General features: G+C 74.2%; 18 protein-coding genes. 8 read left to right on the forward strand and 10 right to left on the reverse strand.

All coding sequences use genetic code 11. The annotated features are described in order from the left end of the window. Positions 1–36: 36 nt before the first annotated feature. Positions 37–1,485, forward strand: coding sequence for a bifunctional D-glycero-beta-D-manno-heptose-7-phosphate kinase/D-glycero-beta-D-manno-heptose 1-phosphate adenylyltransferase HldE (hldE, locus tag DOO78_RS03375; RefSeq protein WP_111468327.1), 1,449 nt, complete (start codon positions 37–39; stop codon positions 1,483–1,485). On the opposite strand, the gene DOO78_RS03380 is transcribed toward hldE, so the two are convergent. Further along, positions 1,475–1,921, reverse strand: coding sequence for a MaoC/PaaZ C-terminal domain-containing protein (locus DOO78_RS03380; RefSeq protein WP_111468328.1), 447 nt, complete (start codon positions 1,919–1,921; stop codon positions 1,475–1,477). The two genes, hldE and DOO78_RS03380, sit on opposite strands and share 11 nt — an antisense overlap. An 8-nt stretch (positions 1,922–1,929) precedes the next feature. Beyond that, a complete protein-coding gene (locus tag DOO78_RS03385; protein WP_243634334.1) occupies positions 1,930–2,712 on the reverse strand; it encodes an SDR family oxidoreductase in 783 nt (260 codons plus the stop codon). Positions 2,713–2,847: 135 nt separating this feature from the next. Here DOO78_RS03385 and DOO78_RS03390 point away from each other — a divergent pair, with 135 nt between their 5' ends. Next, a complete protein-coding gene (locus DOO78_RS03390) occupies positions 2,848–3,789 on the forward strand; it encodes an SPFH domain-containing protein (RefSeq protein ID WP_111468329.1) in 942 nt (313 codons plus the stop codon). Next, entirely contained in the window at positions 3,774–4,199 is a 426-nt protein-coding gene (locus tag DOO78_RS03395) for an NfeD family protein (RefSeq protein WP_111468330.1), read from the forward strand. The genes DOO78_RS03390 and DOO78_RS03395 overlap by 16 nt, the downstream gene beginning before the upstream one ends. Positions 4,200–4,311: 112 nt before the next feature. Here the strand turns inward: DOO78_RS03395 and DOO78_RS03400 are convergent, their stop codons facing one another. The 3 genes from DOO78_RS03400 to DOO78_RS03410 all read right to left on the reverse strand — a co-directional run bounded on the left by DOO78_RS03400 (position 4,312) and on the right by DOO78_RS03410 (position 6,934). Next, positions 4,312–4,728 carry an EF-hand domain-containing protein gene (locus DOO78_RS03400; protein WP_165838697.1) on the reverse strand — a complete coding sequence of 139 codons (417 nt, stop codon included), beginning with the start codon at positions 4,726–4,728 and terminating at the stop codon, positions 4,312–4,314. Between the two features lie 191 nt (positions 4,729–4,919). Beyond that, positions 4,920–5,147, reverse strand: a complete 228-nt coding sequence (locus DOO78_RS03405; protein WP_111468332.1) for a hypothetical protein — start codon at positions 5,145–5,147, stop codon at positions 4,920–4,922. Between the two features lie 86 nt (positions 5,148–5,233). Beyond that, entirely contained in the window at positions 5,234–6,934 is a 1,701-nt protein-coding gene (locus tag DOO78_RS03410; protein ID WP_111468333.1) for an L-lactate permease, read from the reverse strand. 340 nt (positions 6,935–7,274) lie between these two features. Here DOO78_RS03410 and DOO78_RS03415 point away from each other — a divergent pair, with 340 nt between their 5' ends. Next, on the forward strand, positions 7,275–7,547 hold the full coding sequence (locus DOO78_RS03415; RefSeq protein ID WP_111468334.1) for a hypothetical protein: 273 nt from the start codon (positions 7,275–7,277) through the stop codon (positions 7,545–7,547). 143 nt (positions 7,548–7,690) lie between these two features. Further along, a complete protein-coding gene (locus DOO78_RS03420) occupies positions 7,691–7,963 on the forward strand; it encodes a hypothetical protein (RefSeq protein WP_165838698.1) in 273 nt (90 codons plus the stop codon). 200 nt (positions 7,964–8,163) lie between these two features. On the opposite strand, the gene DOO78_RS03425 is transcribed toward DOO78_RS03420, so the two are convergent. The 5 genes from DOO78_RS03425 to DOO78_RS03445 form a co-directional block, all read right to left on the reverse strand. Beyond that, on the reverse strand, positions 8,164–9,189 hold the full coding sequence (locus DOO78_RS03425; protein WP_111468336.1) for an LLM class flavin-dependent oxidoreductase: 1,026 nt from the start codon (positions 9,187–9,189) through the stop codon (positions 8,164–8,166). Positions 9,190–9,511: 322 nt separating this feature from the next. Further along, positions 9,512–10,795, reverse strand: coding sequence for a DUF445 domain-containing protein (locus tag DOO78_RS03430; protein WP_243634336.1), 1,284 nt, complete (start codon positions 10,793–10,795; stop codon positions 9,512–9,514). A 214-nt stretch (positions 10,796–11,009) separates the two neighbouring features. Beyond that, complete coding sequence (gene ppa / locus DOO78_RS03435) at positions 11,010–11,543, reverse strand: inorganic diphosphatase (RefSeq protein ID WP_111468338.1); 534 nt, start codon at positions 11,541–11,543, stop codon at positions 11,010–11,012. Between the two features lie 274 nt (positions 11,544–11,817). Next, complete coding sequence (locus DOO78_RS03440; RefSeq protein WP_111468339.1) at positions 11,818–12,558, reverse strand: transposase; 741 nt, start codon at positions 12,556–12,558, stop codon at positions 11,818–11,820. Between the two features lie 159 nt (positions 12,559–12,717). Continuing rightward, entirely contained in the window at positions 12,718–13,488 is a 771-nt protein-coding gene (locus DOO78_RS03445; RefSeq protein ID WP_111468340.1) for an MBL fold metallo-hydrolase, read from the reverse strand. Positions 13,489–13,634: 146 nt separating this feature from the next. On the opposite strand from DOO78_RS03445, the gene DOO78_RS03450 reads away from it, so the two are divergent. From DOO78_RS03450 to DOO78_RS03460, 3 genes are all read left to right on the forward strand, one after another. Continuing rightward, a complete protein-coding gene (locus DOO78_RS03450) occupies positions 13,635–14,525 on the forward strand; it encodes a LysR family transcriptional regulator (RefSeq protein ID WP_165838699.1) in 891 nt (296 codons plus the stop codon). Between the two features lie 85 nt (positions 14,526–14,610). Next, the gene (locus DOO78_RS03455; protein WP_111468342.1) at positions 14,611–15,645 is read left to right on the forward strand and encodes a zinc-binding dehydrogenase; all 1,035 of its coding nucleotides are present in this window, start codon (positions 14,611–14,613) and stop codon (positions 15,643–15,645) included. 31 nt (positions 15,646–15,676) lie between these two features. After that, positions 15,677–16,885, forward strand: a complete 1,209-nt coding sequence (locus tag DOO78_RS03460; RefSeq protein WP_207802775.1) for an ABC transporter substrate-binding protein — start codon at positions 15,677–15,679, stop codon at positions 16,883–16,885. The last annotated feature ends 23 nt before the right edge of the window (positions 16,886–16,908 follow it).

Genomic DNA, 16,908 nt, shown 5'->3' on the forward strand with positions numbered 1-16,908 from the left:
TTTGCCATTCCGGGCCCCGAAGGGCTAATCCCCCGCATGGTCGACTTCTCCGCGCTCCGCATCCTGGTCCTCGGCGACGTCATGCTCGACCGCTTCCTCTACGGGGCGGTGGAGCGGATCTCGCCCGAGGCGCCGGTGCCGGTGGTGCGGCTCGGCCGGACGCTCGCCATGCCGGGCGGCGCCGGCAACGTGGCGCGCAACATCTCGGCGCTCGGCGGCCAGGCGGTGCTGGTCGGGCTGGTCGGGCGCGACGCCGCGGCGGCCGAGTTCCGCGCGCTGCTCGCCGCCGATCCGCGGCTGGTCGATGCCCTGGTCGAGGGGGAGGGGCGGCCGACCATCTGCAAGATGCGCGTCATCGCCGGCAACCAGCAGGTGGTGCGGCTGGACGACGAGGTCGCCGCCCCCGCCTCGGCGGCGGAGCAGGCGGCGCTGACCGGCGCGGTCGAGGCGGCGCTGCCGGGCTGCAACGCCCTCATCCTCTCCGACTACGCCAAGGGCGTGCTCGCCCCCGCCGTCGTCGCCGCCGCCATCGCCGCGGCGCGGCGGCACGGCATCCCGGTGCTGGCCGATCCGAAGAGCGAGGATTTCGCGCTCTATCGCGGCGCCGACTGCCTGACGCCGAATGCCCGCGAGCTGGCCCGCGCCGCGCAGATGCCGGTGGGCACCGAGGCGGAGGTGGCGGCGGCGGCGCGCAAGGTGATGGCGGCGGCCGGCCTGCCGGCGCTGCTCTGCACCCGGGCCGAGAAGGGCATGACCCTGGTGCGGGCCGATGGCGCGGTCGAGAGCGTGCCGGCCGAGGCGCGCGAGGTCTTCGACGTCTCGGGCGCCGGCGACACGGTCATCGCCACCCTGGCGCTGGCGCATGCCGCCGGCCGGCCGCTCGGCGAGGCGATGCGGCTGGCCAATGCCGCGGCCGGCATCGTCGTCGGCAAGCTCGGCACCGCGACGGTCTCGGCCGACGAGCTGGCGCATGCGCTGCGCGCCGGCGGCGGCGCCGCGCCCGATCCGGCGGCGCTGCTCGACCATGCGGCGGCGCTGCGCCAGGTGCGCGACTGGCAGGCGCATGGCTTGCGCGTCGGCTTCGCCAATGGCTGCTTCGACATCCTGCATGCCGGGCATGTGGCGCTGCTCGCCGCGGCGCGGCGGCGCTGCGACCGGCTGGTGGTGGCGCTCAACACCGATGCCAGCACCGCCCGGCTGAAGGGGCCGACGCGGCCGGTCAACACGCTCGCCGACCGGGCGGCGGTGATCGCCGCGCTCGCCGCCGTGGATGCGGTGGTCGCCTTCGAGGAGGACACGCCGCTCGAGCTGATCCGGCTGCTGCGGCCGGAGGTGCTGATCAAGGGCGCCGACTACCGCATCGACCAGGTGGTGGGCGCCGATCTGGTGCAGGCGGCGGGCGGCGAGGTGGCGCTGATCGAGCTGCTGCCCGGCCGCTCCACCACCGGCCTCGTCGCCCGCCTCGGCGGCAAGCCTAGCGCCTGAGGAAATGCGTGCCGAGGATCTCGAGCACCGTCACGCCATCGGCGACGCGCTTGCCGAGATAGCGGATCTTCGCCACGCCGCGGTCCGGCTTGCTGCGCGAGGGGATCACCGCCTCCACCTCGGCGGTGAGGGCGATCTCGTCGCCCGGGCGCACCGGCGCCGGCCAGCGCACCACCTGCTCGGTGCCGCCGAGCGAGACATCCTTCACCCAGCCGGTGCGAATGATGTGGCCGAAGGCCGCGGCCTGGGTGTGCAGCCCGCTGGCGATGAGGCCGCCGAAGGGGCCGGCCTTGGCCGCCGCCTCGTCCACATGGAAGGGCTGCGGGTCGTAGCGGCGGGCGAAGTCGAGGATCTCGGCGAGCTCCATGCGGAAGCGGCCGAAATCGAATGCCTGCCCGACGGCGAGCTCGTCGAGGCTGCGGAGCGGCGTCACCATGGCGGGCCTCAGACCAGCGACTGCATGTCGCCGTCGACGGCCAGAGCCTGGCCGCTGACGGTCGCGCCATAGGGGCTGCAGAGATAGAGCGCCATGTTGGCGATGTCCTGCGGCGTCACGTAGCAGCGGAGCGAGACCGGCCGCAGCGCCTCCGCCTCCTGCTCGGCGAAGCTGCGGCCATTCGCCTGCGCCTTGGCCTCGATGACGCGGCGGATGCGGTCGCCCGCGACCAGCCCGGGCAGGATCGCGTTCACCCGCACCCGCTCCGGCCCCAGCTCGATGGCGAGCGACTTGGTGAGGCCGATCACGCCCCATTTCGCCGCCGCATAGGGGCTGCGCAGCGGGAAGCCGAATCGCCCGGCGGCGGAGGAGAGGTTGACGATGGAGCCGCCGCCCGCCGCGCGCAGCGCCGGCACGGCGCGGCGGGCGCAATGGAACATCGCCTCCAGGTCGATCTTCAGCACCCGCGACAGGGCCTCGGGCATCACCTCCTCGATCGGCGCGGTGGGCCCGGCGATGCCGGCATTGTTCACCAGCACGTCGAGCCCGCCGAGCCGCCGCACCGCCTCGTCGACGAATCCCTCGCAGCCCTCGACCGTTTCCATGTCGGCCTGCATCGCGGGATGTGGGCAGCCGGCCAGCGCCTCGCGGTCGACATCGCAGAGGAAGACGCGCGCGCCGCAGGCGACGAAGCCATCCGCCATGGCGCGGCCTATGCCGCCCGCCCCGGCGGTGATCGCCACCCGCAGCCCCTCGAGCTGCACCGTCAGCGGCCGCGTGTTGCCTGGCATGCGCCCCCTCCTTCCCCCGATCCCCCGCGATGGTAGGCGGCGACGGGCGCTGCGCAAGCGCCGCGATGCCGGCTGGCGACGTCGGTCCGCGTCCGTGCTACCGGGAAGGGCAAGGATCCTGGGGAAAGGTCCGGAATGACCGGCATCGAGATCGTCCTGCTCGTCCTGCTGCTTCTCGCCGTGGCGACGGCGGCGCGCGGCATCCGCACCGTGCCGCAGGGCGAGGTCTGGACGGTGGAACGATTCGGCGCCTTCACCCGGCTGATGCAGCCCGGCCTCAACCTCATCATCCCCTTCATCGATGCCGTCGGCCGCCGGCTGAACGTGCAGGAGGTGGTGCTCGACATCCCGGAGCAATCCGTCATCACCCGCGACAACGCCTCGGTCGCGGTCGACGGCATCGTCTATTACCGCGTCATGGAGCCGGCCAAGGCGGCCTATGCGGTGCAGAACCTGCAGCAGGCGCTCACCGCGCTCGCCATGACCAACATCCGCAGCGTCATCGGCGAGATGGACCTGGATGCGACGCTGAGCGGGCGGGAGCGCATCAACTCCTCCCTGCTCACCATCCTCGACGGCGCCACCGATCCCTGGGGCGTCAAGGTCAGCCGCGTCGAGCTGCGCAAGGTCGAGCCGCCGGAGAACCTGGTCCGCGCCATGAACCTGCAGATGACCGCCGAACGCGAACGGCGCGCCACGGTGGTCCGCGCCGAGGGCGAGAAGGCGGCACTGATCCTCGCCGCCGAGGGGCGGCGCGAGGCGGCGATGCGCGATGCCGAGGCGCGCGAGCGCCTGGCCCAGGCGGAGGCCGAGGCGACGCGCATGGTCAGCGCCGCCGCCAGCGGCGCCGGCGAGCAGGCGCTGCGCTACTTCATCGCCGACCGCTATGTGAAGGCCTTCGAGGCGCTTGGGACCAACCCCGCCCACAAGCTCGTGGTGGTGCCGATGGAGGCGGCGGCGCTCGCCGGCGGCGTCGCCCAGGCGCTGGAGCTGCTGCGTCCCGGCGCGACGCGGCCCGATCCCCGCGGCGAAGCCGCCGCCCCGGCGCCGGGAGGCAACCCATGGAACCAGGGCTGATCTGGATCCTCGGCGGGCTGTTGCTGCTCGCGGCCGAGCTGGCGCTGCCCGGCCTCTTCCTGCTCTGGGCCGGGATCGCCGCGATCGGCACCGGCCTCGTCGTGCTGGCGCTGCTGCCGCCCTTCGAGGGTGTCGTCGCCACCTTCCTCGCCTGCCTCGCGGGCAGCATCGGCTGCGCGCTCTGGCTGCGGTCGCGGCGGCCGCGGCAGGCGGTGAACGACCCGGCGGCCGGGCTGGTCGGGCGGCACGGCATGCTGCTGCCCATGGAGGGGCCGGCGCTGCGGGTGCGGATCGGCGACAGCGACTGGCCGGCGCGGCTGCCGCGCGACCAGAAGGTGCCCGAGGCGCCGCAGCGCGTGCGGGTGGAGGCGGTGGACGGCGTGACCCTGATCGTCCGGCCGATTCCCTGACGCAGGCCGGGCGCACACCTCCGGTTTGCCTGGGCCCTCGCCGCATGTCTGGCGGCGCCCGTTCGGGCGCTCGGCCCTGCGGGGCGCGGGTCGGAGCGCCCTGCGCCGGGTATCAGGGCCGCGACAGCTCGCGCCGCGTCAGCATCCCGTCGCCGTTGCGGTCATGGGCGCGGAACCACTGCTCCGAGAGCGGCCGCAGCTCCTCGAGGGTGAGCTTGCCGTCCCGGTCGGCATCGGCGGCGCGGAAGGTGGCGCGCGCCTCCGGCCGCGCCCGGATCTCGCCCGGCTCCAGCGTGCCGCTGCGGTCGGTGTCGGCAAGGTCGAAGCGGCGCCGCAGCCAGCCCCAGACCTGGTCGTGCCCGGCCCCGCGCACCGGGTCGGCGATGGCATCCGCCGGGTCGCCGCCGAACATGCCGCCCGGGCTGTCCGGCCCGCCCCAGGGAGACCAGCCGGGCGTCCCGCCCTGGGCCAGCGCCAGGGAGGGCGCGGCGAGCGCCAGGAAGAGGACGAGAAGCGGGATGCGCGGCATGCGGGGAATCCTGGCTGGCGGGATGCGGAGGGCGCCAGCGACCGGGCGGCGCCCCCACGCGGCGTCCCGCGCCATTGGCCCAGATCCCGACCGGGCGGAAGCGCCCGATCCGATGACAAGGCCCTGAAAACAGCCAGGCGGAGCCTTCGCCGCGCATCCGGGCGAGGGGCAGAGGCGCCAGGCCGGTGGGGTCAGCCCTCGCGCCGGTCCCGCCGGGGATGGCCGCGGGCCGGGGAGATGTCGATCGGCCCGCCGAGATTGGCGGCCTGCTCGTCGAGGTCCCCCGGCTGCGTCTCGCCCGGGGCGATCGGCGAATCGATGGTGCCGGCGGCCGGCCCGTCGGCCTCCTCGGGCCGCGCCGCGGCTTTGTCCTGCGAGGCCGGATCCCCGCCCGGCTTGCCTGTCGTCCTGTCGGTCATGCGCTGCGTCCTTCCGCCGGGAAGGGGCGAACGCCCCGCGGCAGGGCGGGTTGCCGCCGGGCGCCGGCCCGGCGGCGCGCCTCGCCTCAGCCGCCGATCACCATCGCGGTGAAGGGCGGCACATAGGCCTGCAGCGTCACCAGCAGGCCGACGAGGCAGGCGAGGGCGATCGAGTGGAAGAAGACGTAGCGCAGGATCTCGCCCTCATGCCCGAACCAGTTCGTGGCGGTGGAGGCGACGACGATGCTCTGCGCGTCGATCATCTTGCCCATGACGCCGCCCGAGGAATTGGCGGCGGCCATCAGCAGCGGCGACAGGCCGATCTGCTGCGCGGTGATCTTCTGCAGGCCGCCGAACAGCACGTTGGAGGCGGTGTCGGAGCCGGTCAGCGCCACGCCGAGCCAGCCGAGCAGCGTGCCGAAGAAGGGGTAGAAGACGCCCGTCGCCGCGAAGGCGAGGCCCATGGTGGCATCCAGCCCGGAATACCGCGTCAGGTAGCCGAGGCCGAGCATCGCCGCGATGGTCAGCAGCGAGTAGCGCACCACCCAGAGCGTCCGCCCGTATTCGCGGATCAGCGCCAGCGGGTTGAAGCCCATGGCGAAGCCGCCGAGCATCGCCGCCAGCAGGATGCCGGTGCCGGTCATGGAGAGGATGTTGAAGGCGAAGACCGCCGCCTCCGGCGTCGGCGCGGCGACCACCGGCGGCACCTTGATGACGGCGCGGTGCAGCCCGTCGATCGGCAGGTTCAGGTTGTAGACCCCGTTCAGCGCCGCCTTCACCCCGCCGAGGCCCCAGAGGAAGACGAAGACGGTGAGGATCAGCCAGGGCATCCAGGCGAGCAGCGTGCTGCCCCGGAAGGCGACCGCCGCCGCGCCGCCGGCGCCGCCCGCGGGCGAGCGGCCGGTGCCGCGCGCCGTCATCGCCTCCACCGCCGCGGCGCGGCCGCCGAGCTTGGTGCTGGTCCAGATCTCGCGCGGCTGCCAGACCCGCAGGAACAGGGTGAGGCAGGCGAGCGAGACCAGCGCCGCGATGACGTCGACCAGATAGGGGCCCATGTAGTTCGAGACGAGGAATTGCGGCACGGCGAAGGAGACGCCGGTCACCAGGATGGCGGGCCAGATCTGCAGCATGCCGCGGAAGCCGGCGAAGGCCCAGATCAGCCAGAAGGGCACCAGCAGCGAGAAGAAGGGAAGCTGCCGGCCGATCATCGCCGAGAGGTCCATCAGGTCGAGCCCGGTGACGCCGGCCAGCGCGATCACCGGCGTCCCCAGCGCGCCATAGGCGACGGGCGCGGTGTTGGCGATGAGCGAGAGGCCGGAGGCGGCGAGCGGCGAGAAGCCGAGGCCGATCAGCACCGCGCCGGTGACCGCGACCGGCGTGCCGAAGCCGGCCGCCCCCTCGAAGAAGGCGCCGAAGGCGAAGGCGATCAGCAGGAGCTGCAGCCGCCGGTCCGGGGTGACGGCGGCGATGGTGTCCTGCAGCCGGGCGAAGGAGCCGTTCGCCACCGTCAGGCGGTAGAGGAAGATGATGTTCAGCACGATCCAGCCGATCGGGAACAGGCCGGAGGCGATGCCCAGGCCGGCCGCCTTGGCGGCGATCGCGGTCGGCATGCCGAAGACCACGACCGCGACCACGAGGGCGACGACCAGCGCGGCGATGGCGGCGACATGCGCGGCGATGTGCAGGAAGGCGAGGGCGATCAGCATGGTCGCCACCGGCAGGGCGGCGACGAGGGCGGAGAGCAGGATCGATCCGAGCGGATCGTAGAGCTGGTTCCAGGTGTCCATGGGCGGGCGCTGCGCCTCCTTGCATGCGGGGCAAGCCGGTTGCGGCCCGGGCCCTGGCGGCGGCCTCGGCCGGCCGGGGTCCGGGATGGCCGGATGCGGCGGCCGGCCGGGCGTCCGGGCATCCTTCCGGATCTGGTACAGGAGATTCGGCGGCGGCGCGACACGCCTGCCGGTCCGGGACGGGGCCGGGCGACGGTTGCCCGGGCGGTGTTGCGCCGCCGGGACGCCCGGCCGCGCGGGCGGGCTTGAACCCGCGGCCGGGGCGGGCAACATCTGGGGCATGGAAACGCACCGGCGCCCCGGATCGCCTTACCGGGACCCGACTCCGCCCGTCCTCGACATGACGCCCGAGGGTGAGTTCCGCGACCCGCTGCCGCCGCCGCGCGGCATGCTGGACCGCGTGCTCGCCCGGCTCGGCGGCGTCGCCCTGCTGCTGACCCTCGCGGTCGGCGGGCTGCTGCTGGTCGCGGTCGCCATCTTCTTCATCGGTTTGCTGCTGCCGGTCGCGGTCGGCGCCGGGCTGGTCGCCTTCGTCTCGCTCTGGTGGCGCATGCGCCGGGCGCAGCGCGACGGCACCGCGCCGCCCTTCCGCTTCGTCGTCATGCGCCGCTGACGCCGGCGGCCCGCGCGGGCCGCGCCGTGGCGCTCCGGGGCTAGCCCCGGGGCGGCGGCGGCCTGCCCGGCTGGCGGAGGTGCCGCCTGCCCCAGCCCTTCGACATCGATCCCAGACGCCTCTACGACGTCGCCCCCGATGGCGTGCCGCGCACCGATGCGTCGCGGCCGCCAGCCTGGCTGGATGCGCGGCATCGCCGGCTGCTGGGCTGGGCGGCGCTGGTCGGCCTGCTGGCCGGGCTGACCGTGCTGGCCTTCGCCCTCGGGGCGAGGCTGCTGGCCGCCCTGCTCGCCCTGGCCATGCTGGCGGCGACGCCGGTGCTGGGGGTGGGGCCGGCTCTCGACTGGTGGCGGCACCGCCGGCCGCATCGCCGGCGGCATCGCCACCGGCCGGAGAGCTTTCCCCGGGATCATTAGAGCAGATCCCGATCAGGTGGACCCACCTGATCGGGTGAAGATGCTCGAAAAACAATAGTCTAAGGCACTTCCCCTGAACCGGTGTTCAGGGGAAGTGCCCTAGCGGGAGCAGGCGGCGCCGCGTCCGCTCGCGCGGCTTGCTCCACCCTCCCTCTCGTCTCGCCGGTGCCCACACGCCGCGGGCGACGCGCCGGCCCGGCTCAGCCGCGCCCGTCCAGGCCGAACACCTCGGCCAGCAGCCGGTAGCTCCGCTGCCGCGCCGCCGGGTCGTGGCAGGGGGTGAGGACCGCGACCTCCGCCGCGCCATGCGCCGCCGCGAGCGCCTCCAGCCGCGCCTTCACCTGCTCGGGCGCGCCGACGATGGCGCGCGGCCGCAGCCGGTCGAGATGCGCCCGCTCGGCCGGGGTGAAGGGATGCGCCTCGGCCTCCTCGACGCTCGGCAGGGGCGGGAAGCGGCCCTGGTCGCGGAACAGCCGCCAGAGCTCGCGCGACTTGTAGAGGCGCCAGGCCTCGGCCTCGGTCTCCGCCGTCAGGGCGAAGACGCCGAGCGCGGCCTGCGGCGCGGCGAGGCGGCCAGGCTGGCCGGGATGCGGCCGGAAGCCCTCGCGGTAGAGCGCCATGACCTGCTCCGAGCCCTGCTCGCCGATGAAATGCGCGAAGCAGTAGGGCAGGCCGAAATAGGCGGCGACCTGGGCGCCGTAGTCGCTGCTGCCGAGGATCCAGACCTCGGGCCGGGTCGGCACCACCGGGCTGGCCGTGACCTGGCGGAAGGGATGCCCCTCCGGCAGTCCGTCGCCCAGCCAGCCGAGCAGGTCCATGACCTGGTTCGGGAAGCGGTCGGCGGCCTCGCGGGCCTGCGGGTTGAGGGCGAAGGCGGTGCGGCCGTCGCTGCCCGGCGCCCGGCCGAGGCCGAGATCGATCCGCCCCGGGGCGATGGCCTCGGCGACCTTGAACTGCTCGGCCACCTTCAGCGCCGCGTAGTGCGGCAGCATGACGCCGGCGGTGCCGACGCGGATGCGCCGGGTGGTGGCGGCGATGGCGGCCACCAGCATCTCCGGCGCCGAGCCGGCATGGGCGCCGCTGTTGTGGTGCTCGGCCAGCCAGTAGCGGGCATAGCCGAGCCCGTCGGCGAGCTGCGCCATGGCCAGGGTCTCGCGGATCGCCGCATCGGCGCCGCGGCCGGAGGCGATGGTCGACTGGTCGAGGATGCCGAGGCGGAGGGTCATGGCGCGAGGCTAGACCGGATCGCCGCCGGGCGTGAGGGGCGCGGACCAGTTCGATCTTGCACCAAACGGGCCGCAGAGGCTAGAATGCCCGGTCACGGCATTCCTGCGCCCGCGCCCCGCCACGCTGGCCCCGAGGAACGCCCCCGAGGAACGCCCATCGCATCCCACGCCACCCGTTGCCCTGCCGCGGCTTCGCCGCGGCAGGCTGTGACGCATCGAGGTTCAGGGGCGAATCACGGGGCCCCCGCGGAGCCGCGCGAGCGGCTTCGTGGGGAAAATGCCCGGGGCCCCCACGACGCCGCGCAGCGGTGTCGTGGGGAGTTCAGAAGGCGACGCGCCCGAAGACCGCGGTCAGCAGCGCGAAGAGCGCGCCGCCGACGAGGAAGCCGACCAGGGTGCCGTTCATCCGGACATATTGCAGGTCGCGGCCGACGCGCAGCTCGATCTTCTCCGTCACCTGCGCGGTGTCCCAGCCGGCGACGACCTTGGCGATGAAGTCGGCGAGCTGGACCCGCGCCGCCGGCATCAGCCGCACCAGCACCCGCTGCACGGCGAGCGTCAGCCGCTCCCGCGCCGCCGGGTCCTCGGAGAGCAGGGTGCCGGCATTGCTGAAGGCGCCCTCCAGCAGGGTCACGGTGCGGCCCCCGGGATTGGCGGCATCGGCCTCGAGCGCCGCCCGCAGCCGGGCCCAGACATCGCCGAGCCAGGCCGCGACGGTGGGATGCGCCATGGCCTTGCGCATGGCGCGGCCGAGGGCGGCGGCCCGCTCCGGGTCGTTCTCCAGCCGGTCCACCTCGGTGCGGATCCAGAGCTCGAAGGCCTTGCGCAGGTCGCTGTCGGAGGCCTCCATGCGCTGCAGCTCGGCGGTGAGGCCGGCCAGCGCCCGCCGCGCGACGGTCGCGCCCAGCGCCCAGCCGACCAGCCGTCCGCCCTCCTCGCGCACCTTGCCCTCGATGGCGGTGCGGAGCTGGTCCTCCTTCTCCACCAGCAGCCGGCGCAGCTCGGTGATGGCGAGGTCGAAGACCTCCTGGTGGCGGCCGCCCTCGACCAGGCTGCGCAGCGCCCGCACCACGATGCGCGAGCCGGCCGGCCCGCCGGCGAGCCGCGGCAGCAGCCGGCCCAGCAGCCGCCGCGCCCGGCCGTCGCCGAGGCTCGCCAGCAGCCGCGGCAGGGAGGCGGCGATCGCCTCCGCCGCCGGCCGCGCCGTCGCCGGATCGGCCAGGAAGCCGCGCAGGATGCCGGCGAGGTCGAGCCGGCCGAGCAGCCGCGCCACCTCGGCCTCGGTGAAGACATGGTTGGCGACGAAGCGGCCGAGGCCCTGGCCCAGCCGCTCCTTCTGGCGGGGGATGATGGCGGTGTGCGGGATGGGCAGGCCGAGCGGGCGGCGGAACAGCGCCGTCACCGCGAACCAGTCGGCGAGGCCGCCGACCACGCCGGCCTTGGCGGCGGCCTGCAGCAGGTCGGTCCAGTAGCCCGGCGGCAGGCGGTAGGCGAGCAGCATCAGCCCGGCCATGCCGGCGAGCAGGCCGGTGGCGATGGCGCGGTGGCGGGCGAGCGCCCGGCGCAGCGGCGCCTCGGGATCAGGCAGGCGGTCGTGGCGGGTCACGCCGGAGGGCGGGGGAAGCGATGTCATCGGCGGGCCAGATGGGGAGGCGGCAGGGCGGGAGCGAGGGGGTGCGCCCGCCCCGCGCCCGCGGCGGCCCGGCCTGGAACGTCCCGCGAAACCGCGTCGCGGCTTTGCGGGGATCCCGGGGAGTCCCCGTCCTGCCGCGGCCAGGCCGCGGCAGGACGACGGGCGGCGACGGTTCCGACAGGCGCTCTCAGCCGGCCTTCTTCGCCCGCTCGATCGCCTCGACGATCATCCGCTGCGCCTCCGAGGCATCGCCCCAGCCGGCGATCTTCACCCACTTGCCGGGCTCGAGATCCTTGTAGTGCTCGAAGAAGTGCTGGATCTGCTCCAGCGTGATGGCCGGCAGGTCGGAGTAGTTGCGGACCTTCTCGTAGCGCCGGGTCAGCTTCGGCACCGGCACGGCGATGATCTTCTCGTCGCCGCCGCCGTCATCCTCCATGCGCAGCACGCCGACCGGGCGCACGGCGATGACCGCGCCGGGGACGATCGGGCGGGTGTTGGCGATCAGCACGTCGATCGGGTCCCCATCCTCGCTCAGCGTGTGCGGGACGAAGCCGTAATTCCCGGGATAGCGCATCGGCGTGTAGAGGAAGCGGTCGACGATGAGGGTCCCCGCCTCCTTGTCCATCTCGTACTTGATGGGCTCGCCCCCGATGGCGACCTCGACGATGACGTTGACGTCCTCGGGCGGGTTCTTGCCGATGGGGATGGCGTCGATACGCATGGGATTCTCCGATGATGCGCCGGACGAGCGGGCGGCGTGGCCCTTACACCCATATTGCGCTGCAACATAGCCGCCGGGCGGCGCGACCGGGACCCCCGTCCCGGGCCAGGCCGCCACGGGGGCGGCCGCCCGGCGGGGGGGCTCGGCAGGCCAGGGCGGCGCCATCCGGCTGCGGCGCTCATGCCATTTTCCGCCCGCCGCGTCACGCGCCACGGCGATTCGGCCGGGATTTCGTTCCGGGTTGGGCGCGCCGGGCCACGGCCGGGGCGCGGGGTCATGGCGGCTCCAGTGCTCCGGGGATGCGCACGAGGCCGCCGGCGAAGCGGTGGAAGTCCTGCAACAGCCGCAGGAAGCCGGGCGGCGGCCGCCAGCGCGGATGCGCCAGCATGTGGCGCGCGGCGGCGAGGCAGACCGGCATGGTGATGGCGGCGAGCTCCGGATCCGGCAGGTATTGCGAGGGCGCCGGCAGGGCGCTGTGCAGCCGCAGCCGCCGCGCCAGCACGATGGCGGCGAGGCCGAGCACGCGCACCGCCCGGCGGAAGGCGCAGCAGATCCGCCAGGTGAGGGCGACCAGCGCCGGCGGCGCGTCCCGGGCCGCGACCGCCCGCAGCAGCCGCCCCCAGAGCCCGGCATGCGCCCAGCGGCGATGGCAGCGGGCGATGGTCTCGGCCTTGCCGAAGCCCTCCGGCAGGGCACGCCAGGGGGCACGGCCGCCACCCTCGGCATTGCTGCGCTTCAGGGTGACGGCGCGGAAGACGGCATCGAGCCGGGCGCGCGGATCGGCGAGCGGCCGGCCGGCCCGGCCGGGGGCGCGCAGGCCGCAGCCGGTGGCGGCGAGATGCGGGGCGAGGGCCTCCCATTCGGCATCGGTGAGCGGCGCCCAGGGATGCGGCGGGGTCAGGCCGGTCAGCGGCTCGAGATAGAGGCGGCGGGCGAGGCCGTGCCGGGTCAGGAAATCCGGCGGCAGGATCTCGGGCGGGATGCGGCTGGCGGGGCGGCGGAAGAAGCGGGGCATGGGGGTCCTCCGCGACGCATCGGGAGGAGAATGAAGGCATGAAATAGGAAAAAAGTCAATGGACGTGCCACCCCCCGAAGCTGGCGCCCCGATGATGCGCGCCAGCGGCTGGCAGTCCGGAGGCGCCGCAAGGCGCGCCTCGCGGCGCGGCGTCCGCTATCAGAGCTGAAGGGTCTCGCCATCCTCCGGCACCAGGACGCGGGGCGTCATCCCCGTCTCCGCGAGGAACGCCCGCAACGCCGTCCGGGACAGCATGCCGTGGTTCACGGCCTCCATGTGGCTGGCGACGATGGTGGCGCCGGGCGCCGCCCGGAGGACCGCGAGGACGTCCTGCTGGCCCATGATGATCGAGCCGAGGCCGATGATCTGCGCATCGCCGCAATTCAGCACGACGACATCGGGCACGTAGCGGCCAAGGCTCTCCTCGACATGCCGGTTCCAGACGGTATCCCCGGCGAGGTAGAGCGTCTTCTCCGCGGGATGCCGGAAGACCACCCCGCAGACCGATCCCAGCCTGGCGCCGATCTGCCGCATGGCCTCGTCGCTGCCGTGCTGGCCGGGGGTCTTGGCGAGGGTGATGCCGCCGAAGACGGTCGCCGCCGCCAGGACCCGGACATCGGTGAAGCCGGCCGCCCGGATGGCCGCCGCATCCGTCTCGTCCTGCGCGAAGAGCGGGATGGCCTTGGGCAGGGCGTCCCTGGCGGCGGCGTCCCAGTGATCCAGATGGGTGTGGGTGACGATGACCGCATCGACATCGACGATCTCGCCGATCGGCATGGGCAACGCCACCAGGGGATTGGCCAGGTGGCCGTTGGGGGTGCCCGCGAAGGCGGGATGGCAGCCTTTCGCGCCCAGCATCGGATCGATCAGGAACGACGTCCCTGCATAGTCGACGAGCAGCGTCGCGTTCCGCACCTGCGTGATCCTCATGCGCCGGCCTCCTTGCGTCGAAGGCAGGGCGCGGTGCCGCCATGCTCCATTCGATGCCGCATGGCCCGAGGATGGCCATGGACTTTCGCACGGTCGATGCGCCGAATTGCGCAATGGCTGCGCGAAAACACACAACCGACCGGGCCTTGTCGGACTGGGACCGGCTGCGGGTGGTGCTGGCCCTGCACCGGGGCGGCACGCTCTCCGCCGCGGCGCGGGCGCTCGGGGTCGATCACACCACCATCGCCCGGCGGCTGGAGGGCTTCGAGCGCGACCTCGGCGCCCCGCTCTTCGAGCGCGGCCCGGAGGGCTTCGCCGCCACCTCGCTCGGCGCGGCGGTGCTGGCCGCGGCGGAGCGGATGGAGGGCGAGGTCATCGGCCTGCTGCGGCGGCTGGACGGCGCCGCAGGCGGCGGGTTGACCGGCTCGGTGCGCCTGACCACGACGCCGACCCTGGCCGCCGCCCTCTTCGCCCCGGCGCTCGGCACGCTGCTGCGGGCGCATCCCGGGCTGCGCCTGGACCTGGTGGGCGACGACCGCCGCCTCGATCTCTCGCGGCGGGAGGCGGACCTGGCGGTGCGGCTGTCGCGCCCCGACCTGCCGGGGCTGGTCGCGCGGCGGCTCGGGGCCATCGCCTTCGCCTGCTACGCGGCGGCCTCGGACCCGCGCAGCTTCGAGGCGCAGTCCTTCCTCGCCTATGAGGACCCGTCCGGCAGCGCGTCGCTGCAGCACTATCTCGCCGCGCTGGCGCTGCCGGCGCGGACGACGCTGCGATCGAACACGATGACGGCGCTGCTGGCCGCGGCGCGCGCGGGCCTCGGCTGCGCCGTGCTGCCCTGCATCGCGGCGGAGGGCGACCCGGCGCTGCGGCGCCTGCCCGCGCCGCGCGCCATGCCGGTCCTGCCGCTCTGGCTGCTCTATCACGAGGATCTGCGGCGCAGCCCCAGGGTGCGGGCCACGGTGGCCTTCGTGGACGAGGTGGTCACGGCCGGCCGCGCCGCATTGGTGCCGGCCGGCTTTCCCTTCGATCCGGCCTGACCCGCCGCCCTCGCATCGCGACGCATGGATTGACGCGCCGCCCCATCCGCGATCCGCTACCGGCAAAAGCGGGGAGGGGAACGCCATGCGCGCCGCGGTCTTCGAGGGCATCGGCCAGCCGCTCGCGCTGCGCGAGCAGCCGGAGCCGGTCGCCGGGCCCGGCGACCTGCTGCTGCAGGTGGCGCTCTGCGGCATCTGCGGCAGCGACCTGCATGCGAGCGAGGTGCCGGACTACCGGCTGCAGCCCGGCACCGTGCTCGGCCATGAATTCGCCGGCACCATCCTCGCCTCGGGCGATCCCGCCTTCCGGCCGGGCGAGCGCGTCGCCTGCATCCCCTTCGCCCCCTGCGGGGAGTGCGAGCCGCTCGGCGAATGCGGCCAGGGGCTGGCCGCGACCTGCCCCGGCATCACCGGCCTCGGCTTCTCGCCGCAGGTGCCGGGCGGCTATGCCGAGCGGGTGCGCATCCGCGCCAGCCAGGCGCTGCGCCTGCCCGAGGGCATCGGCTTCGCCGAGGGCGCGCTGCTGGAGCCGCTGGCGGTCGGGGCGCATGCGGTGGCGATGTCGCGGATGCCGGCCGGCGCCCGGGTGCTGGTGACCGGGGCGGGGCCGATCGGCCTCGCCGTCGCGCTCATGGCCCGGCTCGGCGGCGCCGGCGCGGTGGTGGTGAGCGAGCCGGGCGCGGCGCGGCGGGAACGGGCGGCGCGGCTCGGCGCCACGGCGGTGCTGGACCCCACCGCCGCGCCGCTGGCCGAGGCCTTCCGCGCGGCCGCCGGCGGGCCGCCTGACCTCATCCTCGAATGCGTCGGCATCCCCGGCATGCTGCAGCGGATGATCGAGATCGCGCCGCCGCGCGGCCAGGTCACCGTGGTCGGCGTCTGCATGGAGGAGGACCGGCTGCGGCCGCGCATGGCGATCCGCAAGGAACTCACCCTGCGCTTCGTCCTCGCCTATGACCGCGCCGATTTCGCCCGGGTGCTCGGGCATATGGCGGCCGGCGCCATCCGCGCGGAGGATCTCGTCACCGACGTCATCGGCCTCGCGGCGCTGCCGGACGCCTTCGAGGCGCTGCGCCGGCCGGGCCACCAGGTGAAGGTGCTGGTCGATCCGGCGGCGCGGTAGAGCGCCGGCGATGGGGAAGGGAACGAAGGCGATGCAGCGACGCAGCCTGCTGGGGGCGGGGCTCGGCGGCCTGGCCGCGGCCGGAGGGGCAGGGCGCCCGGCGCGGGCCGAGGCCACGCCCGGGATCAGCGCGACGGAGATCCGCTTCGGCGGCACCACCGCGCTCTCCGGCCCGGTTTCGGCGCTCGGCGTGCAGTGCCGGGCGGTGGAGGGCGTCTGCCGGATGGCGAACGAGCAGGGCGGCATCGCCGGCCGCAAGCTCAGCTACATCCTCTACGACGACGGCTTCAGCCCGCCGAAGACGCTGGAGCAGGTGCGGCGGCTGGTCGAGCAGGACCGCGTCGCCTTCCTCTTCAACATGCTGGGCACGGCGCCGAACAACGCCGTGGTGCGCTACGTCAACCAGCGCAAGGTGCCGCACCTGTTCCTCTCGGTGAACGGCGACAAATGGGGCGACCACGAGGCGCATCCCTGGACCATGGGCTTCGCCCCTTCGGCGCGGACCGAGGCGCAGGTCTTCGCCCGGCACGCGCTGGCGCAGAAGCCCGATGCGCGCTTCGCGCTGCTCTACCAGAACGACGATTTCGGCCGCGACTACATCGCCGGCCTCCGCGACGTGCTCGGCGCGGAGTACGATGCGCGCGTCCGCGCCGCCTCCTACGAGGTGACGGACCCGACGGTGGACAGCCAGCTCATCGCGCTGCAGGGCGCCGACGTGCTGGTCTCGGGCGTCACCGCGAAATTCGCCGCCATGGCGATCCGCCGCCTGCACGAGCTCGGCGCGCGGATGGCGCACTACATCCCGAGCGGCGCCAGCTCGGTCGCCGGCGTCATCCAGCCGGCGGGGGCGGAGCGAGCCCTGGGCACCATCACCTCGGCCTATCTGAAGGACCCGAACGACCCGGCCTGGGCGGGCGATGCCGGCATGGCGCGGTACCGCGAATTCATGGCCCGCTACCTGGCCGATGCCGACATCGCCGACATCTACTACACCTATGGCTACACGGTCGGCCTGGCGCTGCTGCAGATCCTGCGGCAATGCGAGGGCGAGCTCACGCGCGAGCGGATCATGCGCGAGGCGGCGAACCTGCGGGGGCTGGAGCTGCCGACCCTGCTGCCCGGCATCCGCGTCGACACCTCGCCGATCGACTACCGGCCCTTGCAGCAACTCCAGCTCGTGCGCTGGGACGGGCGGATGTGGGCACGATTCGGCGCGGTGATCGAGGGCGGGACGGGCTGAGAACGCCCCGCCGCGGCACAGCC

This window comes from Roseicella frigidaeris, assembly GCF_003258945.1.
GTDB lineage: Bacteria > Pseudomonadota > Alphaproteobacteria > Acetobacterales > Acetobacteraceae > Paracraurococcus > Paracraurococcus frigidaeris.